The organism is Bifidobacterium kimbladii (assembly GCF_032193675.1).
Lineage (GTDB): Bacteria > Actinomycetota > Actinomycetes > Actinomycetales > Bifidobacteriaceae > Bombiscardovia > Bombiscardovia kimbladii.
Window position 1 is genome coordinate 302166 of the sequence record NZ_JASTZZ010000001.1, and the last position, 22135, is coordinate 324300.

The 22135-nt window shown below is 60.4% G+C and carries 19 protein-coding genes and 3 tRNA genes; 6 read left to right on the forward strand and 16 right to left on the reverse strand.

The window, feature by feature from the left end; all coding sequences use genetic code 11:
• Window positions 1–6: 6 nt before the first annotated feature.
• From QRX41_RS01240 to QRX41_RS01260, 5 genes are all read right to left on the reverse strand, one after another.
• Window positions 7–1455: a D-alanyl-D-alanine carboxypeptidase/D-alanyl-D-alanine-endopeptidase gene (locus tag QRX41_RS01240; protein WP_313838201.1), complete on the reverse strand. Its 1449-nt coding sequence runs from the start codon at window positions 1453–1455 to the stop codon at window positions 7–9.
• 86 nt (window positions 1456–1541) lie between these two features.
• Window positions 1542–3173 (reverse strand): hypothetical protein, encoded by a 1632-nt coding sequence (locus tag QRX41_RS01245; protein WP_313838203.1) that lies wholly within the window; start codon window positions 3171–3173, stop codon window positions 1542–1544.
• Complete coding sequence (locus QRX41_RS01250) at window positions 3170–4015, reverse strand: ABC transporter ATP-binding protein (RefSeq protein ID WP_313835774.1); 846 nt, start codon at window positions 4013–4015, stop codon at window positions 3170–3172. The genes QRX41_RS01245 and QRX41_RS01250 overlap by 4 nt, the downstream gene beginning before the upstream one ends.
• Window positions 4016–4093: 78 nt before the next feature.
• Complete coding sequence (locus QRX41_RS01255) at window positions 4094–5320, reverse strand: glycosyltransferase family 2 protein (RefSeq protein WP_045924751.1); 1227 nt, start codon at window positions 5318–5320, stop codon at window positions 4094–4096.
• Window positions 5320–6759, reverse strand: coding sequence for an AI-2E family transporter (locus tag QRX41_RS01260; protein WP_313838204.1), 1440 nt, complete (start codon window positions 6757–6759; stop codon window positions 5320–5322). Before QRX41_RS01260 ends, QRX41_RS01255 begins: the two co-directional genes overlap by 1 nt.
• A 90-nt stretch (window positions 6760–6849) precedes the next feature.
• Here QRX41_RS01260 and QRX41_RS01265 point away from each other — a divergent pair, with 90 nt between their 5' ends.
• Complete coding sequence (locus tag QRX41_RS01265) at window positions 6850–7743, forward strand: glycosyltransferase (RefSeq protein WP_313838205.1); 894 nt, start codon at window positions 6850–6852, stop codon at window positions 7741–7743.
• Between the two features lie 60 nt (window positions 7744–7803).
• Window positions 7804–7875, forward strand: a tRNA-Glu gene (locus tag QRX41_RS01270).
• 304 nt (window positions 7876–8179) lie between these two features.
• Here QRX41_RS01270 and QRX41_RS01275 read toward each other — a convergent pair.
• The 4 genes from QRX41_RS01275 to trmB all read right to left on the reverse strand — a co-directional run bounded on the left by QRX41_RS01275 (window position 8180) and on the right by trmB (window position 13149).
• Window positions 8180–9712, reverse strand: coding sequence for a xylulokinase (locus QRX41_RS01275; protein ID WP_313838206.1), 1533 nt, complete (start codon window positions 9710–9712; stop codon window positions 8180–8182).
• Window positions 9713–9769: 57 nt separating this feature from the next.
• Window positions 9770–10156 carry a VOC family protein gene (locus tag QRX41_RS01280; RefSeq protein ID WP_313838207.1) on the reverse strand — a complete coding sequence of 129 codons (387 nt, stop codon included), beginning with the start codon at window positions 10154–10156 and terminating at the stop codon, window positions 9770–9772.
• A 114-nt stretch (window positions 10157–10270) separates the two neighbouring features.
• Window positions 10271–12253, reverse strand: a complete 1983-nt coding sequence (locus tag QRX41_RS01285) for a TetM/TetW/TetO/TetS family tetracycline resistance ribosomal protection protein (RefSeq protein WP_313838208.1) — start codon at window positions 12251–12253, stop codon at window positions 10271–10273.
• Window positions 12254–12330: 77 nt separating this feature from the next.
• Window positions 12331–13149: a tRNA (guanosine(46)-N7)-methyltransferase TrmB gene (trmB, locus tag QRX41_RS01290; protein ID WP_313838210.1), complete on the reverse strand. Its 819-nt coding sequence runs from the start codon at window positions 13147–13149 to the stop codon at window positions 12331–12333.
• Between the two features lie 143 nt (window positions 13150–13292).
• Between trmB and galE the strand changes: the two genes are divergently transcribed.
• The 3 genes from galE to QRX41_RS01305 all read left to right on the forward strand — a co-directional run bounded on the left by galE (window position 13293) and on the right by QRX41_RS01305 (window position 14572).
• The gene (galE, locus tag QRX41_RS01295; RefSeq protein WP_313838211.1) at window positions 13293–14303 is read left to right on the forward strand and encodes a UDP-glucose 4-epimerase GalE; all 1011 of its coding nucleotides are present in this window, start codon (window positions 13293–13295) and stop codon (window positions 14301–14303) included.
• 72 nt (window positions 14304–14375) lie between these two features.
• Window positions 14376–14449 (forward strand) — tRNA-Asp (locus tag QRX41_RS01300).
• Window positions 14450–14496: 47 nt separating this feature from the next.
• Window positions 14497–14572: transfer RNA gene (locus QRX41_RS01305), tRNA-Phe, on the forward strand.
• Between the two features lie 66 nt (window positions 14573–14638).
• On the opposite strand, the gene QRX41_RS01310 is transcribed toward QRX41_RS01305, so the two are convergent.
• From QRX41_RS01310 to QRX41_RS01320, 3 genes are all read right to left on the reverse strand, one after another.
• Complete coding sequence (locus tag QRX41_RS01310; protein WP_198199871.1) at window positions 14639–15178, reverse strand: low molecular weight protein-tyrosine-phosphatase; 540 nt, start codon at window positions 15176–15178, stop codon at window positions 14639–14641.
• Window positions 15178–15846 (reverse strand): dihydrofolate reductase, encoded by a 669-nt coding sequence (locus tag QRX41_RS01315; protein WP_198199870.1) that lies wholly within the window; start codon window positions 15844–15846, stop codon window positions 15178–15180. The genes QRX41_RS01310 and QRX41_RS01315 overlap by 1 nt, the downstream gene beginning before the upstream one ends.
• A gap of 89 nt (window positions 15847–15935) precedes the next feature.
• Window positions 15936–16811, reverse strand: coding sequence for a thymidylate synthase (locus tag QRX41_RS01320; RefSeq protein ID WP_313838217.1), 876 nt, complete (start codon window positions 16809–16811; stop codon window positions 15936–15938).
• 143 nt (window positions 16812–16954) lie between these two features.
• Between QRX41_RS01320 and QRX41_RS01325 the strand changes: the two genes are divergently transcribed.
• A complete protein-coding gene (locus tag QRX41_RS01325) occupies window positions 16955–17368 on the forward strand; it encodes an OsmC family protein (RefSeq protein ID WP_024626723.1) in 414 nt (137 codons plus the stop codon).
• Between the two features lie 72 nt (window positions 17369–17440).
• Here QRX41_RS01325 and QRX41_RS01330 read toward each other — a convergent pair whose 3' ends face one another.
• The 4 genes from QRX41_RS01330 to manA all read right to left on the reverse strand — a co-directional run bounded on the left by QRX41_RS01330 (window position 17441) and on the right by manA (window position 22022).
• Window positions 17441–18487 (reverse strand): universal stress protein, encoded by a 1047-nt coding sequence (locus tag QRX41_RS01330; protein ID WP_313838219.1) that lies wholly within the window; start codon window positions 18485–18487, stop codon window positions 17441–17443.
• 171 nt (window positions 18488–18658) lie between these two features.
• Window positions 18659–19372, reverse strand: a complete 714-nt coding sequence (locus QRX41_RS01335; RefSeq protein WP_313838220.1) for a C40 family peptidase — start codon at window positions 19370–19372, stop codon at window positions 18659–18661.
• Window positions 19373–19441: 69 nt separating this feature from the next.
• Window positions 19442–20353: a CHAP domain-containing protein gene (locus tag QRX41_RS01340; RefSeq protein WP_313838221.1), complete on the reverse strand. Its 912-nt coding sequence runs from the start codon at window positions 20351–20353 to the stop codon at window positions 19442–19444.
• 283 nt (window positions 20354–20636) lie between these two features.
• Window positions 20637–22022 carry a mannose-6-phosphate isomerase, class I gene (gene manA, locus QRX41_RS01345; RefSeq protein ID WP_313838223.1) on the reverse strand — a complete coding sequence of 462 codons (1386 nt, stop codon included), beginning with the start codon at window positions 22020–22022 and terminating at the stop codon, window positions 20637–20639.
• Window positions 22023–22135 lie beyond the last annotated feature (113 nt).

The following is a 22135-nucleotide window of genomic DNA, read 5'->3' on the forward strand; positions in this document are numbered from 1 at the left end:
TCCTGCTCAAATCCGATCCAAGGATCCGACCAAGGTGTCCACAGCCTGTCGGGCAGCAGCCGCGTCCTCGGAATCGTTGATGATCACAGCAAAGACCAAAACGCCGCCAGAGCGACGAATCACATTGCCCGTGAGCGAGGTCACCTGATCCAGAGTGCCGGTCTTGACCCGAATCAGTCCATCAGCCTGGTCATCCACCTTTCGGCTGGCCGCTGTGCCGGTCAGGCCCACTACAGACAGGCCCTTGACCAGGGGGGTCAAGCCCTTGTCAGCAAGAGCCAGTTGCTGGACGTCAGCCAAGGTGCCCACCCGCAGGACGGAGCCAGGAGTAAGCCCCGAGCAGTCGGCCATGTTGAGTCCCGCGGTGTCCACGCCCAGCTTGTTCAGCGTGCTGACAACGGCTTTCACAGCCCCAGCTGGACTGTTGGGCATGTTCAGGGCCAAGGCGGTCAGACGGCCGAAAAGCTCGGCCAGGCTGTTGTCGGAGTTGCGCAGCATCAGCGACATGATCTCGCTGAGCCGCGCCGAGCTGATACGGGCCAGAACCCTGCCCTGGGCATGGTCGGTCCGGTCGGGCCCCTGGGCATTGTCCACCTGGATCCCGGACTCCATCAGGCGGCTGGCGAAGGATACTGCAGCGGCCTGAGCCGGGTTTTCGACCCTGGGCAAGTAGACCCCTGCATCCGGGTAGACAACAGGCTCAGTCCGTCCCTGCCGGGCCTCATCCACAGCCATGGAGACCGGCACCTGGAAGTAGATTCCATCAGGATTATTTTCTGCAATTCCCTCCGGCTCCTGATCGTCGCCGAAAAGCGTGTCTTGGTAGGCCAGGGCCACTCGGTCGATCCCCTGTCGGTGCAGAGCCTGAGCCGTCTTCTCGGCCAGAGTCCCTAGTCCGGCCCGGCCATTGACATGCAGGGGGTCGTCTTTGCCTACCCCTAGGAGCATATCGCCGTGACCGCGCAGGGTCAGCGTTGCCTGCGAGGGGGTAGAGGAATCCAGAACCGCCTCAGTATCCAGCTGTGAGGACATGTCCAAAACAGAGGCGGCTGCGGCTGCGGTCAAGGTCTTCATGGTGGAGGCCGGTTGGCGCGCCTGGTCGGCGTTCTTCTGGGCCAACACCCGTCCGTCAGCCTGTCGCACGACCAACGAGTAGCCATTGCCCAGGCCCGGCGTATCGGCGAAAGCGTTGACCAGCTGCTGGACTTGGCCGGCATCCGCTGCGGACCCAGGCTTGTCGGCGGCAAGGGTCGGCGGCACGCCCATCATGACCGCAGGGGGGACCGAAGAATGACTGGTCTTGGCCAAGGTCAACGGTCCAGGCACCAGGTCAGCCAGGTCCATGCATGCATAGCCGGCAACCAGTATGACAGCCACAAGCGTGGCCAGGGCCACCCGCCAGCGTCGCTTGATCCGACGACGGCGTGTCATGCGCAGCTGATGTCTGTCACCCAATTGCTCACTCCCGGACTTGTGCTCGCCAACCGAGTTCGGATCGGTAGGCATCATCCAACTAGCCTAGTACTGGTCCTGTCACTGCCTCAGGACTGCAGAGAGGCGTAGCGATCCAGAGTCAGCAGAATGGCCGACTGTCGACGATCGAAGATCCGGGACCCTAAAGCTACACCTATGGCGAGGGTAATCAAACCGTTGGCCAGTGCTACCGGCATAGGCAGCCAGAGCGGAAGCATCCCGCCTTTGGTCATGGACAGCAGCGCCACTAATAAAGTGGGCAGCATGATCACCAGGCTAGCCAGCAACTGCAGCATTGGCAGGAAGCCTTGGGCAACAGCACGCCCCTGGGGCGAAGTGAAGGGCTGGTCCATAGAGGGGACCGGATAGATCAGCAGGGCCGAGAAAATCTGAGCAACTCCCAGACCAGACAGAAGCAATCCGACCGTCACAGCAAGCATATCCAAGGAGATGGCCAGGTCCCTTCCGCCCTTCATTGCCCCGGAGAGGATCAAAGTCACCAGCCCAAGCAGGAGCATGCAGGGCATAGCCACGATCAGATGGCTGCGGACACGGGACAGCCGGTCCTCACGACCCTTCACTCCCGCAGCTATCTCCATGCGCAGGGCGAGCCCATCGTAGGCCAAGGCGTTGCCCTCGGGAATCTCCAGTATCAGGGCGCCCAAAACCGGTCCCAGCCATATCAGCATGGGCATCTGACGGAAGAGTATTGCGTACAGAACCATCAGGACCAGCAAAAGCGGATAGATAGACAGCTTGCGGGAATCCTGACGCAGATAGATCAGGAGCCGTGCGATCATTGCATCCACAGTGTTCCGGGACCGGCCCAGCATCCCCAGTCCCTTGGAAGCTGTCGGCCGCTCAGCCCTCGCCCCAGTATGCAAACGGTCATGACGCAGACACACCATGCCGATCATGAAGCAGAGAGCCAGTGTGGCCAGCTCCATAAACAGACGTCCGGCCAGAGCCCACCATGATCCCAAAATAAGATCCTCAGGCAGACGGACAGCGGCACCCAGCGGCGTCCAAGCAAGCAAATCGGCCACGGATTTCATGGAGTCGGCGTCCACTGCCATGCCGTTCATAATCTCACTGCTCAGCAAAGAGGGCAGCATGCACAAAACCATGATCACCACGGTGACCAGCAGATAGAGCCCTGATCGGGTGCGCTGAGAAACCATCATGGTACTGAGCAGATCCAAAACAGCCCTGGACAGGGCCAGCATCACCATGACAGCCAGCAGGGCTGCGATTAAAGCCATGATCGAAGCTCCGACACCCATGCGGGCATAGATGGCCGTCAGAGCCAGGAAGCAGACAAGGCCGGTCAATCCCGCAGGTCCGGTCAGCCCGGCCAGGTAGAGCCCCAATTGCAACTGACCGTCAGGAATCCCGTAAAGGACGAATCGCGAAGGGCCCAGTATCGACCCCTGGCCCAGAAAGGTCAGTTGGATCAGAATCACTCCCAGGGTCAGCCCGACCAGGAACAGGACCAAGATGGTTCCCATACGCTGGCGGTCGCCCGGATCGGCCTTGGGCAGCCATCCCCCCAGTGCCAGCGCAGCCTGCCATGAGGCCAGGCAGATGCCAATGGCCATGAGCAGGCTGATGATGGCGCCGACCATCTGCCAGGAGGAGTGCTTGACCGTTCCCCAGGCAATGGACCAACGCATGGCGATGATGGTGGCTGCCGTTCTCATTCCGCCTCCTGGTCTTCCTCGGACCCGGAACCGTTCAGCCAAGCGATCCGGCGGGCCTGATGGCGGCCGCCGACGAGATCCAGGAAGCGATCCTCCAGATCCTCCCCTGCTGCGACCTGGGCCACCGTGCCATCAGCCCGAACCAGACCATGATTGATGATGGCTACATGCGTGCACATCCGCTCCACCAGGGCCATGACATGCGAGGAAATGACCACGGTTCCTCCAGTATCGACATACTCGACAAGGATGTCCTTGAGATTGGCGCTGGAGACCGGGTCGACCGATTCGAAAGGCTCATCCAGTACAAGGAGTCTGGGGGAATGAATCATGGCAGTAGCCAGGCAAATCTTCTTGGTCATTCCGGATGAATAATCGCAGACGCGCTTTCCTCCGGCATCGGTCAGGTCAAAAGCCTCCAGCAGGTCCCTGGCCCTGCTCAGCGCCTCCTCGCGCGGCATTCGACGCAGCATGCCCGAGTAGACCAGCAATTGCAGACCGGTCAGCCTGTCGAAGATCTGGTCGCCTTGGGGCATGACGCCTATGATCCGCTTGGCTGTATCCACGTCAGACCATACGTCCCTGCCCAGAATCATGACCTTTCCGGAGTCAGGCGCCAGGAGGCCGGTCACCATGTTCAGCGTGGTGGTCTTTCCCGCGCCGTTGGGGCCGACAATCCCATAGAAGGACCCCCTGGGAATATCCAGAGAGAGGGCATTGACAGCAGGCCGGCCCTGGTAGCACTTGACCAGGGCGCGAATAGAGACCGCTGCCTGTGGATCGGGCGGAGGAGCCACTGCCGTGTGGGCGGTCATGCTGGCTGATCGGGCTTCATCGGACATGGCCTTAAGTCTATCCCACCATTATCTCGCTCCTGGCCACCTCCATAATCTAGTTCGCATGTCGGCGGATGCCCGGTCTCAGTGCCCGGAGTGCTCGATGGGCTTCCATCCCGGATTGGCGAAGATGGCCTGGAAGGAGATGGGCAGGTAGCTCAGCATGAAGATGGGGAAGCTCAGGCAGTAGGCGAAAAGCTCCTTGTTGGAAGCGCCTATCTTGTCCCGCTCGGCCAACACAGTCAAAGCGGCCAGGCCCATCATGGCCAGGACACCCAGAACCCCGGCTGCGATGCCATTGATCAGTTCGGTCACCTGGCTGGTCCAGGTCACGAAGCCCAGAGCCGGGAAGAGCAGACCGAAGAAGCAGCGGACCAGAGCCAGGACGGTCAGCGGGCAGATGAGAATGGTCAGGTCCACGGCCGAGAAGTCGCGTTCACGGAAGGCTCTGGAGATCAGGGCGGGCCCGTAGTAGCGGAAGACCTGAAGGAAGCCCTTGCTCCAGCGCAGCCGCTGCCGCCAGCTCTGCTTGAAGGTGACCGGCTGCTCGTCATAGAGGATGGCGGTGCCGCAATAACCGATGCGCTCGCCGTGCAGAACCGAGTCCATGGTGAACTCCAGGTCCTCGGTCAGCAGGTGGAACTTCCAGCCGTTGTTGCGCTCCATAACCTCCCTGGAGAACATGAACCCGGTGCCTCCCACATGGCAGCTGGAGCCGATGACCATCCTTGAGGTGTTGAGGAACCGGGATTCGCGGATGAACCATAGGGCTGAGCCGGAGGAGACCCAGTTGTCCGAAAAGTTGACCGAGTTGCGGTAGCTGGTCAGTATGCGGAAGCCGGACTGGAAGGCCTTGTTCATCTCTTCGATGTAATGGCGGTCCAGGAGGTTGTCCGCATCGAAGACGAAGTAGGCATCGTAGCGGGAGGCAAGGCCCCGCTCAAGTATCTGGTCCAGCAGAAAGGTCAGAGCGTAGCCCTTGCCCACCTGGTTCGGATCCTGTCGCTCTACCACATGACAGCCCAGGGACCTGGCCAGTCCGGCGGTGTCGTCAGTGCAGTTATCGGCCACCAGCCATATGTCGATCATGGAGGATGGATAGGTCTGTTCCTTGATGGAATTGATCAGATGACCGACCACCTGCTCCTCGTTGCGGGCTGAAATAAGGACGGCGAACCGCTTGTCGAAAGGGGCCTCGGGGAAAACCGTGGGCTTGGAGACGAAGGAGATGACGATGCAGATGGCCTGGTAGACGATGCCCACCCCGCCCAGCAGCATCATCAGAACGTCCAGCACTTTGAGCAGAGCCATCAGCGCCACTCCTTGCGAGGGTTATCCTCTTCCTCGGAGGCCTCGTTGGTGGTCTCGGTGCCTTTGAGCGGCCTGTGCCTTACCGGAGCCGAGGCGGACTTGGGTATGGGAACCGTGGCTGACTCATCCAGATCCTTGGCCGTCGGGGAAGAGGTCGGGTAGAGCTCGCGGGCAATGGTCATGACCGGATCGTCCACTCGGACCCTGGCGCTGGTCCCCTTGGCCGACCGGCTGCCCACATGGCTGGCCACCGGCTGAACCACGTGCTCGTTGAAGGCCTCGACACCCTCGACCACCTTGGACTTGCCGACCGGCTTGGGATCCTGCATGAGCGGGGAGTCGATCAGCTCGTAGTGCTTGACCGAAGCCGAGAATATAGCCTGGAAGCTGGCCGCCAGAGGCAGGGCCAGGAAGGCACCCAGGGCGCCGAAGACCGCACCCAGGGCCAGTACGGAGAGGAAGGCGATAGCCGGGTTGAGGTCCATGGTCCGCTGGGAGATCTTGGGGGCCAGGATCATGTTTTCGATCTGCTGGTAAATGATGATGTAGACCAGCACGATCACGGCCACCAGCAGTCCGCGGCTTCCCCAGGCCACCACTACGGGAATAGCTCCGCCTATGTAGGTGCCGATGGTTGGCACGAACTGGGAAACCAGCCCGCAGAAGAGGGCCAGCGGCAGCCAGTAAGGCACCTTCAGAATGACCAGAAAGACCGACATGCAGGCCGCAGAGATGAGCGCCAGAATGGTTCTGCTGAACAGGAAGCTGGAGATCTGGTCCTGGGCGATGGTCCAGACAAAAAGGAAACGGCGCTGGCTCCTGGGGGCCAGCCACTGGCAGAGGCTGCGGCGCAGTTTGGGGCCTGCGGCGGAGATGTAGTAGATGACCAGCAGGACGGTCATGATATTAATGAAGGACCCGGCCAGGCCCACGGTGGTGTTCAGGGCCTGTCCTGCGAAGTCCGTCACCCAGGAGGTCTGGATGTTCTTGACGATCTCACCGCCAAGATCCTGCATGGCCGGCAGGTGCCAGGGTGTGCGGCTGGCGATGAATTCCGCCACCTGCTCATAGAGTGCCGGCGCCCCGTTGGCCATGCCGATGACCTGCTGAACCAGCAAATTGCCGAACATGCCCATAAGGACGATCACAATGATGATCAGACCTATCAACGTAACCGCAGAGGCTGCTCCCCGCCGCCAGCCATGCCTGACCAGTCTGAGCACCAGAGGCTCCATGGCAAGGGAGACAAAGATGGCGATCACCACATCCAGCACCAGGAATTCGATCTTCCACCAGGAGGCGTAAGCGAACCAGGCCAGAAAGACAGCTATCACTACATAGAGGAGGGCACGGCCGAACCATTCCGGAGGTCGGCGCGGATCCCCCTTGGGCGGGAAGACCGTCGCGAAATCGAAGCGCTGCTTTTGCTCGTTGGCCATATGTTCCATTATCCCAAGATGGCTGACATGACGGGCCATAGGGCACAGGTTGAGCCGACAGTGTATCCGGGCACACGTATCCTGAGGGGTATGTTGACCGTTTCCATAGTCATACCCGCCTGGAATGAGGAAGAACGCATTGAGGACTGCCTCCTGAACGCCACCAGGCAGAGCCAGGCACCCAAGGAGGTGCTGGTAGTCGACAACCACTCCACAGACGCAACGGCCTCCATCGTCCAGCACTTCATCGATCAGCACCCTGACCAGCATGTCAAGCTTCTCCATCAGGACAGAGAACAGGGGCTGATCCCCACCCGCAACTACGGACTTGACCGGGCAACCGGCGATGTGCTGGGCCGGATTGACGCCGACTGCATGCTCCGTCCCAATTGGGTGGAGGTGGTCTCCGGCATCTTCACCCGGGACCCCAAGGCCATGGGCGCCACTGGACCGGTGGCCTACTATGACATGCCAGGCAAGCGGATCGGGCTCAAGGGCGACAACACCATCCGCAAGGCCATCTACCGGGCCGACGACGGGCAATACCTGCTCTACGGTTCCAACATGGCCCTGCGCGCCACGGCCTGGCGGGCCATACGCAGCCACGTCTGCAGGGACAAAGAGGACATCATGCACGAGGATGTCGATATCTCCCTGCACCTGATCGATCAGGGGTTCAAGACGGTCTACTGCAAGGACATGAACGTGGGCATCAGCGCCCGCCGGATGGACACTTCCTTCACATCCTTCCGCCACTACATGCAACGCTTCAAGAACACCTTCGACGCTCACCCGCAACACACCAGGGAACAGAAGCCCGAGCACACCCTCTACGCCATCTACCCCATTCTGCGAGCCTTCTATCCCGTCTACCAGAAGTACCTGGAATCCGCCGATATCAACCCTGCGGAACGTGTCTGGATCCGCGAACAGATGGAGCTCTTCCATCGCCGCGACCAGGAACTGGACCAGGAGGATCACTGACCGGCGGACGGCACACCAGGCTTGCCTGGTCCATAGGTGACGGGTATCATGGCCACGTTCGCCCCCGTCGTCTAACGGTTAGGACACCAGACTTTCAATCTGACAGCGAGAGTTCGACTCTCTCCGGGGGTACAAGGCAAAGGGTTGAAAAATGGCGGTATTCCGCTATTCATCTAAAACAAACAGAATTCAGCGCAAAACCCGAATTGGGCTGTTTCGGGCTACTTCGAGCCAAAATAGTACACACAACAGTACACACTTATAGATCACCGCCGACGAGAATCCACCAGCATGGTGAAGACACACTTATTTGAATTTCTACGGCTTTGCGTGGCGCAGTCTGCGAACATCGAAAAGCAGTCAAAATTGCTGTCACCGTTGCGCTATTTTGAATCGTTCTCATCTTCCACGTTGGACGACTGCGTCCGATGGGCGCTTACCGGAGAGAATCCAAAGCCGGATATAGACGCCGGAACCGGTTGTAACCGACATCGTACACATGGCGATTTGCGTCGTTGGGGGAATAGACCCGTCCAACTAGGTTCGCCTCCACCAACTCCTCCAAGGCTTGCAAATCAGGCTGTGAAGAAGAGCTGGTCTGCTTGCCAACAGAGACCAGCTGCGCAAGGGCCACCGCAGGCATGAGATGGGCGTCATCAAGCACCTGAACGGGCGCGTCAAGGATATCCGCCAGCATCTGGCACCATTGGGGTTCGCGGGTGCCACCACCAATCAGGGTGACGCGTTCGATAGGCGTGCCCAACAGGTCAAGTCCCTGACGAATCGAATAGGACACGCCTTCCAGCGCGGCTCGGGCAAGGTCGCAGGCCTCGGTCTCGGAAGAAATGCCGACATAGGCTCCCCGAATCGAGGAGTTCATCATAGGGAAGCGCTCCCCCACCAGATAGGGCAGGCAAATCACGCCGCGTGCTCCTGCCGGGCTGGATTCCAACAAATGCCCCATGCGCTGATATGGATCGCCATCACCCTCTGTCGGACTGTCCTTCGCGAAGACTCCGGTGGCCCAAGCATGCACGTTGCCGGCATTGAGGAATGGCACCGTGTTGATGATGCTGTCTGTGCCCAGATAGGCCAGGTTGACCATTCCAGGGCGGTCAGTTACAGCCCGGTCTGTCACTGTGGCGATCCATCCGGATGTGCCCAGGTTGATATTGAATTGACCGGGATGAAATACCCCGCCGCCCAAGGTAGACGCGCCAGCATCCCCCATTCCCCCATATACCGTGGTTCCCGGAGCAAACCCCGTGGCAGCGGATGCACCCGGCGTGCTGGTGCCGACGCTTTCCCATGGCCAATAGAGTTCCGGGAAGATCGCGGCATCCAGGCCTGCTGCCTTCAGAATGTCTCTTCTCCAAGTCCGCAAGCGAAGATCCATGGCACCTGCCGTCGAGCAGGCTGTCACATCGCCGCAGTAGGCACCGGTCAGCCACCAAATCAGATAATCCTTGGCATCGATGAGCACATGGCGAACCTGCGCATACCGGTCGGGCTGATGCCTGGACATCCACATGAGTTTGGTCACCGGCAGGGACCCGTCGCACGGGTTCCCCACTACGGTTCGAAAGGACTCAGCCCCATAGATTTCAGTGAGCTCAGCAGACTCTTCTTCGGCCCTGCCGTCCGCGTACAGGATCGCCGGCCCGACAGGCTGCCCCTGTGCATCCAAGGCAATCAGGTCCTGCATCTGTCCGCTCATGATGATGCCGGTGACCTGGTCGCTCTTGAAGTGATCGATGCTCCGCCCGGCTTTGGACAAAAGGTCACGGGACACCTCGATGAAGGCCTGCAACCAATCCTCGGGATTCTGCTCGATACGCCCATCACCTGTGTCAATCGGCAGAAAGCCGCTGGACGCGCAGATCCTGGCGGAACCCTGGTCATCCACAAGAACGGCCTTGACCTGCGTGGTCCCCACGTCGAATGCGGCTGTATAGGTCATACCGGTCATCCTAGGACTTCCCAACCGCCCGGATGCCGACATGATTCCGTATGTGGACCGACGCACTTACCCCTGGGCCCCTGACCAGTCCACCACTGCTTCGACATTGTTCCCGTCCGGGTCCAAAACGAAAGCCGAATAGTAATGGGGGTGGTAATCGCGCAGTCCTGGAGCACCATTGTCATGGCCCCCGGCGGCGAGCGCCGCCCTGTAAAAGGCATCCACCGTTGCGGCATCGGCAGCCCTGAAAGCTATATGGGTCACCGGCGAAGCAGTCCCATCCTCACTCGGTGTCAGATAGAAGTCCGAGTGGGCCCCGTCGTCCTCTGGGCCTAACCCAATAGTGGGCTCATGGTGGGCCTTGGCCACGTACCCCAATGGTGCCAAGGCTTTGCTATAGAAATCGATGGAAGCCTGGATGTCCCGAACCTTCAGCGTCAGATGATCAATCATGTCCATAATTCTAGGTAAATCGTCAGCCAACAGCGGCCGGCAACCCAGAATGAACCTTGCCCCATGCCGCTCGATGCCGGTGAACGATCGAGCTCGAATCCTCAAGGCTTCATTTCAGATGTACCGCCCGCCGGGCAGGTGCATAAAGTCCTCCACCTTGTTCCATTTGACCGGGTATCCCGCTCCGTGGGCGCAGAAGACCGAGTCAGGGGTGTTCTCCAGGTCGGACTCGGGATCATAACCGATGGAATCCACAAGAGCATCCTGGTCCTGGCAGGGACGGTATCCACTGAAGAAACAGACCAGATGCCCGCGGCCATGACTGTAGGTACTGACCTCGATGGCATAATCACGCATCTGTGATACCGGCGCATCCCCTTCCAGTTCAACCGTGTCCCCGTCTGCCTGCGGCTCCGCAAAGTTGCCCTTCATCCGGTAGATGTCCGACATTGCTCTGCCGAGGTTCGCCTGAGGAATGGTGAGCCTGAAGTGGTACCAGGGCTCCAGCAGAATACTGCTTGCCTTCATCAGCCCCTGCCGGACGGCCCGGTAGGTGGCCTGGCGGAAGTCTCCTCCCTCGGTGTGCTTGATATGCCCGCGGCCGTCCAGCAAGGTGATGCGCATGTCTGTGATGGGCGAGCCTGTCAGGACGCCCAGATGCTCCTTCTCGGCCAGATGGGTCATGATGAGCCGCTGCCAATTGCCGTCCAAGCGGTCCAGGCTGCAGGTCGACGCGAAGCTGAGACCGCTGCCCGGCCCCGTAGGTTCCAGGAGCAGATGGACTTCGGCATAATGCCGGAGGGGCTCGAAATGTCCAACCCCTTCAACGGGGGTCGCGATGGTCTCCCTATAGAGGATTCCGCCCTGGCTGAAGGAGACCTGCATGCCGAACCGCCGCTCCAGCTCCTCCTGGATCACCTCCAACTGGACCTGGCCCATCAGTCGTAAGTGAATCTCTTGAAGCTGCTCCTGCCAGACCACATGCAGCAGAGGATCCTCATCCTCAAGGATGCGCAAGGCCTTCAACACCTGATGCGGATCCAGCCCCTCAGCCGTCACTGCGTAGGTCAGCACCGGCTCCAGCACAGGCTCCAGATCCTTCCGCTCGCAGCCAAGCCCCTGTCCTGGATGTGTCAGATCAAGCCCGGTTGCAGCCACGACGCTCCCGGCCTGCGCGCAATCCGTCAGCCTATAAGCCGCTCCCGAATAGAGCCGAAGCTGGTCAATCGTCTCGCTGATCTGTCTGTATCCTGTCTTCCCGGAACCTGATTGGCCTTCGGATCCATTGCACAAATCGGTAATTACGGACGACTTGACCGGCAGGTCGCCACCAGTCACCTTGAGCCAGGTCAGCCTGGCGCCTTTGTCATCATGCGATACCTTGAACACCCTTGCGCCGAACTCTCTGCCGTACCCAGGCGAAAAGGTGTACCGCTCCAGCCCTTCCATGAGGGCGTCGACCCCGTCCAGACGCAGGGCAGACCCAAGGAAACAGGGAAAGAGACGACGCTCGGCAACCAGCCGTGCCAGGCTCTCATCAGATATGCCCTCGGTCTTGAGGTACTCATCCATGACGTCCTCATCGAGCAAGGCCACATCCTCCATATCGCCATGCTCAAGTCCACGGCTCAGATCGAAGCAGCCCGGAGACCAGCGCTGCTTGCAGCTTTGAAGAATGCGGACAGCATCAGCTCCAGGGGCATCCAACTTGTTGACGAAAATGAAGGTGGGCACCTCGTAGCCTGCCAGAAGCCGCCAGAGCGTATCGACATACCCCTCTAATCCAGCGGTTGCATCGACGACCAGGAGGGCATAATCCAAGACTGACAGGACCCGCTCCATCTCGGCCGAGAAATCGACATGGCCGGGTGTATCGATAAGGGTAAGCTCGACATCACGATAGGCCAGCCGGGCCGGTTTGGAGAAGATGGTAATACCGCGTTGACGCTCCAGATCGTTGGTGTCCAGATAGGCGTCGCCATGATCCACCCTGCCCGGACGGCGAATTTCCCCGCCCCGGTAGAGCATGGCTTCCGAGAGCGTGGTCTTGCCGGCATCCACATGGGCCAGCATTCCCGCCACTATCCTCTTGACCACCGGGGGCCTCCCTCACTCTTCGCATCTACAAGGTTCACATCTACAAGAACCAGACGCATATCCTATCTATGCGCACTCTATGGTCTGTCTGCCGAAACCTGATAAGTCAGGTCGTGGATGACCCGGCCGGCCTCAATCCCCTTACGCTCGAAATTGGTCACGATTCTGCCGTCGAACCGCTCCGACTCCATGAACATGGCATGAGGCAGGAATTCGGCCTGATCAGCCGTCCCCTTGCCGACATGTTGGGTGGGCAGACTGACCCGCAGATCGCCCAGGTTTCTGAATCTCGGATTCTCATCCATCACCTTATGCACATGCAGAGCGTAATCCTCGATGTCAGTTGCAATTCGCCAAAGGCCACCAGGCTCCAGACAATCCGCCAAGTCATCAGCCAGAGCCGGCTGGACCAGACGACGCTTGTGGTGCTTCATCTTGGGCCAGGGATCAGGAAAGAAGGTCCATACCTCCTTGATCAGTCCAGGATCCATTCGGGCCAGAAGTTCCGGGGCGTTGACCTGGGCAAGCCGCAGATTATCCAAGTCCGATTTACCGGCCATCAGCATGGTATGGGCCAACCCCGGCTGATAGACCTCCAGAGCCAGGTAGTTCCGATCAGGGTGTTCCCGGGCCGAGGCCACTACATTCTCTCCCTGGCCGGATCCGATCTCGACGATCAGCGGGGCCTGTCGCCCCCAGGCCGACCTGACCATTGCTGCATCACAACGCAGATCCTCGGCAACTGTCAACGAACCCTCAGCCTGGCCCAAATCGAGAAGGTATCTGGAGGAATACCGGGTCCAAGCCTTCGCCAGCCGTTCACTGAGCTTCTCGGAGCGCCTCACATAGGAGACGATGGACCGCCTAGGGGCCTTGCTCTGTCTTTCTTCACTCATCACAGCTCATATATATCCTAGAAAATACAAACAAGCGGGCATAGCGGGCAGATGTGCCCGTGATATACTCAATTCAGAACAAAACACAACAAAATATTGCAAAATCGAACAAGAGTTCGGTTTTGGATAGGAAAGGCATGCAGATGTCAGTTTTGGTTACAGGCGGCTGCGGATACATCGGCGCCCATGTGGTTCACGCCCTGCAGGAGGCCGGCAAGGAGGTCGTCGTGGTCGATGACCTCAGCTACGGAAAGCCCGACCGGATCGGCAATGCGAGGCTTTATGGCGCCGACGTGGCTGCACCTGGCGCCGATCAGCGCCTGGCTGAGATCATTGAGAAGAACAAGGTCGACTCGGTCATCCACTTCGCCGCCCGCAAGCAGGTGGGCGAGTCGGTGGAGAAGCCCATCTGGTACTACCGGCAGAACCTGAACGGCATGATCAACGTCCTGTCCGCCATGGCAAAGACCAACGCCAAGAAGCTGGTCTTCTCCAGCTCGGCCGCAACATACGGCGAGCCTCCGGTCGACGTGGTCCCTGAGGACGTGCAGCCCATGGTCCCCATCAACCCTTATGGCCAGACCAAGCTGGTCGGCGAGTGGATGGCGCGGGCCTGCGAGCAGCCTTACGGCATCCGCTTCTGCGCCCTGCGCTACTTCAACGTGGCCGGCTGCGGACCGGTCAGCCTGGAGGATCCGGCGGTCCTCAACCTGATCCCCATGCTCTTCGACAGGCTGCGTCAGGGCAAGGCACCCGCCATCTTCGGGGACGACTACCCGACCCCCGACGGCACCTGCGTGCGTGACTACATCCACGTCTCCGACCTGGCTGACGCCCACATCGCCGCCCTGGACTACCTGGATCGCGACCAGCGTCGCTATGATGCCTTCAATGTGGGCACCGGCCAGGGCACATCCGTCCGCCAGATCGTGGACGAAGTCAAGAAGGTGACGGGTCTGCCCTTCACCGAGGCCGTCAAGCCCCGCCGCGCCGGCGACCCGCCGCACCTGATCGGCGACCCCACCCGAATCAACACCGAGATGGGCTGGCATGCCAAGTACGGGGTCGAAGAGATCGTCGAATCAGCCTGGAAGGCCTGGCAGGCCAACCCTGCCCACCACATCGACACCGATGGCTGGCAGCAGCAGAACTAGGCAGCGACGCGCCGGGGCTTGCATTCCTCCGGCGCTCATGTAAACTTTCCTCTTGGCTGTTCAAGCAGTCTCGGCTCCGTAGCTCAGTTGGTTAGAGCGCCGCCCTGTCACGGCGGAGGTCACCGGTTCAAGTCCGGCCGGAGTCGCTGGGAATGGTCTGGCCCGGTTTTTCCGGGTCTTTTCGACTGTTCATGGCTCTGTAGCTCAGTTGGTAGAGCGAGCGACTGAAAATCGCTAGGTCAACGGTTCGATCCCGCTCGGAGCCACCAGCCATTAAGCCCCTGAGATTCATGAGGAATCCAGGGGCTTAATTGATATTCCCATTGATCTATAGTTCAGGACAGCTGATGCGCCACCCAGTCGACGATGTAGGGCGCCGTGTGCTCGATCTGATCGATGGCCACCTCGAACTCATGGGGGCCGCCATACCAAGGGTCAACCAGGTCGATTTGGCTCTCCCGTCCCGGTGCCGGCTTGGGCAGGTCCGGGTCGAAGCTGCGGTACAGGTGAACAGCGGATCGCTTGCCGGAGGGCAGCAGACGGAGAAGGGCTCGCATATGGTCGGCCGTCATGGGCAGCAGCAGGTCGGCATCTTCGGCCTCCTCCCGGGTGATCCGGTGGGCGAAGTGGTCAGCCGGCACCTCATAGCCCCGCTCGCGCAGAACTTTCTGAGCACGTCGATCTATGGGGTTGCCGAACTCCTCGTCACTGACTCCGCTGGATTCCACCCTGACCTGATCCTCATCCAGTCCGCGGTCTTGGAAGAACTTGCGCAGAATGACCTCAGCCATGGGCGACCGGCAGATGTTGCCGGTGCAGACTGTCATGACGTTGTAGGGACCCCGTGAGGCCTTTCCTTCAGAATCCTGGCCCATCAACGCACCTTCCCATAGGTGATGTACCGGAACCGCGGGATGGCAGCCGCCTGGTCTGGTTTGGCAGGGTTCATCCACTGGCTCTCGTCGCGCACCTGCCAGAACCGCTTGCTGACCAGCTCCTCCATATCAGGCACAAAGACATCAGCTGGAGTCCGCAGATCCAGATCCGTCACGTAGGCGGCATCAGCCAGCGGGAAGAAGGTGCTGAAGACCCCTGCGCCGCCGATGACCCAGATTTCGCTGCGATCCATCCCATCGTCGGGAATGGCCTCCTGCCTGGCCAGCTCCAGAGCATCGTCAGCTGCAGATACCACCGTGGCGCCTGGAGCCCGAAACCCTGGATCACTGGACAGAACGATGTTGTCCCTCTTGGGCAGGGGCCGCTCCCCTATGGAGACCCAGGTCCGCCTCCCCATGATGACAGGATGGGAGACGGTCAACTCCTTGAAGTGCCGCATGTCCTCGCTCAGATGCCAGGGCAGTGCATTGTGGTAACCAATGGCGCCGCGCCTACCGTCAGTGGCCTGCGCCTGCGCCCAGATCATATTGACCGATGAGCGGCGACCTATCTCTTCTTCCTGATGCCGCCATTCCTCATCACCTAGAAGCCCGGCCTGACCGGGCTCGGGTTCGTGATAGCCGCTTCGACTATTGTCATGCTCCATCTGTTGCGTTCACTCCTCATAGTGAGTAGATATACGAGTACATTCTAATCTGCGGATCCGACGGTGCCCGTATTCGGCTCAGCACACCATCAGACCGCCACTGGAGCCTTGATGGCGGGATGGCATTGATAGTCCACCACCTCGAAGTCTTCGTACTGATAGGAAAAGATGGAGTCGGCCTTGCGGATGCGCATGGTCGGGTAAGGATAGGGCTTGCGCGACAGCTGCTCCAGAACCTGCTCCACGTGGTTGTCGTAGATATGGCAGTCGCCACCGGTCCAGATGAACTCCCCAGGCTCAAGACCTGCCTGCTGGGCCATCATCAGGGTCAGCAGGGCGTAGGAGGCGATGTTGAAAGGCACCCCCAGGAACATGTCGCAGGAGCGCTGATAGAGCTGGCAGCTCAGCCTGCCGTCGGCCACATAGAACTGGAAGAGCGCATGGCAGGGCGGCAGGGCCATGCTGTCAACCTGGGCTGGGTTCCAAGCAGTGACGATCATTCGACGGGAGTCCGGATGGGTGCGTATCAGATCCAGCACCTTGGCGATCTGATCAATGGTACGATCGGGGTCCTCGGGGGTCGGAGCGGGCCAGCTGCGCCACTGAACTCCATAGACCGGACCCAGATCCCCGGTTTCCGGGTCGGCCCACTCGTCCCAGATGTGCACGCGGTTTTCCTGCAGCCAACGCACATTCTGCGACCCCTTGAGGAACCAAAGCAGCTCGTAGGCGATGCCCCGGAAGTAGACCTTCTTGGTGGTAATCAGCGGGAAGGAATGCGACAGATCGAAGCGCATCTGCTTCCCGAACAGCGATATGGTCCCGGTGCCCGTCCTGTCGGACTTCAGGGTGCCCTCGCGCAGGATGGTGCGCACCAGGTCCTCATAGGGGGTGGGAATGTCCGAGTCTGGACGCTCGGGGATGCGTGTGCGAATACGTTGCAGTTCTTCAGGAGTCAAGGCCATGCGGCCATACTATCAAGTCCTCGGTCAGCTGAGCGCGCCCCGGTGACGAATTGCACAGTCCGGGTTAGATTGGAGGAGCAGGTCCGGCCACAGGGTCGGATCCGGATGGCGCACCCGGGCGTGTGCCGGACAAGGAGGAACAGATGGGCAAGAGACTTTGGGTCGAACGCGACAAGGACGGTACCTGGAACGCCTATGGCGACAATGGGGCCCATATCACTTTCGGCAAGGGCGAGGACCAGTTCAACCCCGGTGACCTGATGAAGATCGCCCTGGCCGCCTGCGGAGCCCTATCCAGCCAGTTCGCCGTGGAGAGCGCCCTAGGCAAGGGCAAGGGAGCGAAAATCGTGGTGGACGGCACCTATGACGCCGACGACGACGCCTACCTGAGCTTCGACGAACAGGTGGACGTCGATGCCACTTCTGCCAGGTTGGCCCAGGATGATGCAGACAAGCTGGAGGAGCGGGTCCGCCGCCATATAGCCAAGTCCTGCACCGTGGCACACACCTATCAGCGGGAGACACCGGTCAGGATCTCCGTCAAGGTTCGCCACTGAGCCGGCAACATGGATGAGCGGGGACCCCCTGAGTTCATGGAACTTCGGGGATCCCCGCTCTTGTTATTGCCCTTACTCCTTGTGCTCGGGATCGATGGTCGACTCCAGGTCAGCCAGCTGCTCGGGCTTGGCCGAATCCACGGAGATACGCTCGACGCCGGTAATCTCAGCCACATCCGTGTTTTCAGCCGCCTCTGCTGCGGCCTTGAGCCCGGACTCCTCGGCCTCCACGTACTTGCGCGGCACCACGTAGACCGGGCTGACTGCATGCTGCAGGAGCCCCTGGCTGGTCGACCCCAGCAGAAGCCCTGTGAAGCCGCCGCGACCACGCGAGCCAACCACAACCACATCATGGGTCTTGCTGGCCTGGGTCAGCGCTTCCACAGCCGACCCCGGCACCACCGTCTTGTTGATGCGCAGATTCGGATAGGTCTTCATAAGCGGTGCGATTCGGGTATTGAGGTCATCCAGGTAGGAATCCATGACGCTGCGCTCCTCGGCCGAACCCGTACCGGTCAGTCCGGAAATGTTGGGCACTGCAGACATGACATCCAGCTCGGCATCCCAGCTGTCGGCGAAGGAGGCGGCTATCTGCAGGGCCTTGAGGCCCCACTTGGATTCGTCGGAGCCCACGGCGACCCGCTTGATATCGTTGCTCAGATGCATCAGTTTGCCGTCGTCGTCGGTGTAGGGAACAACCACGATAGGGCAGTAAGCATAAGCGGGCAGGCTGGAGCTGGTAGTTCCCAGCAGTCGCTCGGCCAAGCCGCCCTTGCCCCGGTTCCCGATGACGATCAGCCGGTAATTGCGGCTCAGCTCCACGAAGACCGAGGAGGGATCCCCCGTCACGATCAGCGTGGCCGCACTGACGCCTTGCTCATCGGCAATGGCCTTGGCCTTGGAGAGGATCTCCTGGGCGTCGTTGTGAGCGGCCACGTCGTCACCCATGGTGGTATACGTCGCATCGAAAGAGACGGCCGCGTACGAGGGAAGGGAATAGGCGCAGACGATTTGCAGGGTCAACCCTGCATGCTTAGCGTAGTTGGCGGCCCACCACGCCGCCTTGTAGCTGGCGTCCGAGCCATCGACGCCTACCAGAACAGCCTTGTCGTTGCTCATCCGACGACCTCCTTTATACTTGGCGGTGACAAACCGACACCGCTCCTTCTGTCAGAATATCGCATGCAGGTCTGATCAATAAGTCTGCCGGAACCAACACGCGAGAAACCTCGACTCTGAATATGCAAAACGCCCCCATAGGGGGCGTTAACGCTGCATAAAACCTATGCCTCAGACCAGACGACGGTAGTTGAAAGTCTGATAGACCGCCTGAACCTTGACACTCTGGCCGGGAGCCGGAGCGTGGATCATGCGTCCGCCGCCGACATAGATGCCAACATGGCTGCCATCGGGGGCTACCATCAGGTCGCCTGGAGCCGGATCCGTGACCGGCACGCCCATGGAACCCTGATCGGCAGCTACTCGGGGCAGGCCGATGCCGAAGTGGGCGAACACATACTGGGTGAATCCCGAGCAATCGAAGCCCCTGGCAGGATCGGTTCCCCCGTACACATAGGGAATCCCTTGGAACTGAAGGGCGTAGTTGACCACATCTGCACCCGTGCCGGTGGCCGGCACGTCAGAGATCCGATCAGCGGCACCGCTGCGAGCAGCCGAGCGACTGACCTGCGCGGCCTGGCGCTGGCTGGCCGCCGCCTGGGCCTGCTGAGCCCTGGCCTCGGCATCCTTCTCGGCCTGGGACTTGGTGGCAGGGACGTTCAATGACTCGATGCCACCCCAGCGGCTGTCCTTTTCGACGGTGGTCGCCGTCGATTCGGTCAGCAGGTCGGCACGCACCTTGCTGCCTGGGGTGAATGAACGCGACGAAGTGGCTACGGCCTCACTACCATCACTGGCCTGGGCCACGGCGGGTATACCGATGAAAAGCGTGCCACAGATTGTGGCCGCTGCCATCATGCTCACATACTTGCGTGTTTTTTTCATCGTGCACAATTCTATCACGTGTAGGGAACAGAAACTAACTTTGGGGAACACGATCCGCGCAACCAAGGATCAGTAATGGATATAGCGCAGAGCGTGCACATTCGTCAGAGTGCGGGAATAGGTCTTCCCGTTCATCACGGCGCCGCACTCGGAAGTGACGATGGAGCCATCAGGATTGATCTTCTCCACAATGGCCACATGGCCATAAGCGGAATCCGAACCCTCCTGGCCGGCCTGGAATACCACGATGTCGCCGACGTTGCGCGGCGTGTCATCCACCCAGTAGCCTAAAGTGCGGGCCGAGCCTGACCAGTCCTTGGCATTGCCCATATGGGAGCCCACCGGCAGACCCAGCTGGTGACGACGGACATAGGCCCACCAGGTGCACTGGCTGAATTCATAGGCGTTGCCCACATCTCCCGTGGCATGGTTGGGATTGAACCCTGCCGGCAGAACCGATCGGTTGGCATCCATCAGCGCCGCCACGGCCGGATTGTTTGCCGAGGATTTGGACATCTGCCCGGCATCGAGCTCAGACCCGCCCAGGTCCCAACTGCCCTCGTTGCGCTGTGAAGCCGTCGGCAAAGGCTGACGGTAGTCGGAGCGGGAGACCCTTGAACTGCCACTAGCGCCAGAGTAGCCGGTGGAGGATGAGGGGGTGACAAGGTTGATCGCGACGCTGCCGGCCATAGGCAGGGACCAGTCGCCCCGAGCCTGGTTAACAGCCATCGAGGAAGCTGCCGCACCGACAAGGACAGTCAGGGCCGAACCAGTCATGATATGGGAGCGACGGGCTGAGGCCTTGGCCGCCAAACGAATAGAGCGTCGGGTTCGAGGGGCTACTTCGTTGAGTTTGGCCGCCAAGGCATCATCGGCGCCTTGAATGCCGACCTCCCGGGTTGCATCCGTCGATCGGCTGGTCGGCGAACTGCCGTCACCTGCGCCCCGCGTGGCCGAAGCCCTGTGCGCAGCATGCTTCATGTAGAATCACTCCCGTTTATGTTCCGACGCGACTTTCGTGCCGTATCACGAACCATCACAAGGGAACACCATAACGCAAGCGAGAACCCAGGCCAAATGACCTGAATTGTCCATACTGGTGTACTCAAGCATGGCTTCGGTGGTCGCTCATCTTCGACAACCACGGAATACGCTAGGATTATACGGACATAAGGCGGACATGGGCAAACCCGCATGCGTGCCGCCTGCCACGGCGTGTCTCTCCGTTTTGAGCCCTGGGTGGTCCACCCTGAGCGAACCCTGATCAAACCGGGGTCGAAGCCAGGAGGAAGGATCCGCCGGCATTCTCGGAATCCTGAGGCATGGTGATGTCGACACGGCCGTCCTGGGAGGGAATGAAAAGGGCCCGGCCCTGGTCCAGCACACAGAACTGGTCAGCGGTTGCACAACGGATCCGACCATCAGTACAGACGATGATGCGCGGCCCGCGGCGCGGAATCATCAGGTGACGAGGCCCTAGGCGCTCTATCAGATCCCCGTAACGCTGCTGGAGTCTGTTGAGCAAGGGCCACGTGGCTCCGCCCTCCTCCACATGCCCGTAGACCAGCATGTATTCGTTGATCTTGGGCCGGTAGGTCACCATATTGTGCATGATCAGGGTGGCGATCATGGAGCTGGATGGGTCAATAGGGGCCGAAGGCTGGCAGTCCAAGCTATGCAGGAGGTTGGGAATGTCCCGATGCTTGGGGGTCATGCCTGCCCTGAGCACATTGTCGGAGTTGGTCATGATCTCTGCAGCAGTGCCGTGGATGTATGCGTGAGGAGTCCCGGCAGGGATATAGACCGAATCGCCCTCCTCCAGGTCCACAGGGTTGAGCATGAGCAGACAGAGCACAGCCGGGTCCTCCGGGAAAGCCCGGGCGGCGCACAGGGCATGATTCAGTACGGCTCCCGCTCGTTTCGAACGCAGCCGCCCAGCGGCAGCCTCCAAGGCTTCTTCCATGCCTCGGGCCGCCTCTGGCTGGGCAGTCACGGCGGCGTGGAAGGCCCGGAAAATACGCCGGCGGGAATCCGGCCAGATCAAGGAGGAGACCGGCATCATGGCATCAGCCGAAGCGAAGCGGGCCGGCGGAACGCCCAAGTGGAAGGTACGGGCGGTCAGCGCCTGGGTCATCAGCTCGGCCAGAGGGTGGTCCACAGCGCGCAAAAGGGTCAGCTGAGTGGAAATGGTTGCGAAGCCTACACAGGCCTGGAAAGGCTCCAAGGCTACCACCATTTCGTTCTTGGCCAGACTGTCGTGAAAGGAGCGCCTCGGATCCTCGTCAGGCACCCCCTGGGCATTCTCACGGTTGAAACCGGCACGAGCCTCGAAATCCAGGGGATGCACCTGCAGGGAGAGAGGAATGCGGGCCGAGATGATCTTGAACAGGTAGGGCAGGGTAGGACCGAAGAGGCGAGAGTCGCGCTCTCCCAGCATGGCCATGGGATTGCGGCGAATGGCTTCGGTCAACGGCATGAGCGACCCGTCGGGCAGGGTCAGGGACGAGGGGGATTCGGTATGCCCGCTGAACCACATCTCCGCCAGGGTATCCTCCTGGCCTTCGACTGACTCATGCAAATGGAACATGCGTTGCAGTCGGTCATGCGAGCCCCAGGCGTAGTGCTTCTCCACAGCTTGGATCGGATACACGCACTCCCCTTTCCACGGGAAATCCCTCCATGGGCCGGTGCACACGAACCCACCAATCCCCGTCATGATAGGACATGGGCCGAGGCCTGGGCAAGGCGATAGGGGTCGCCGCA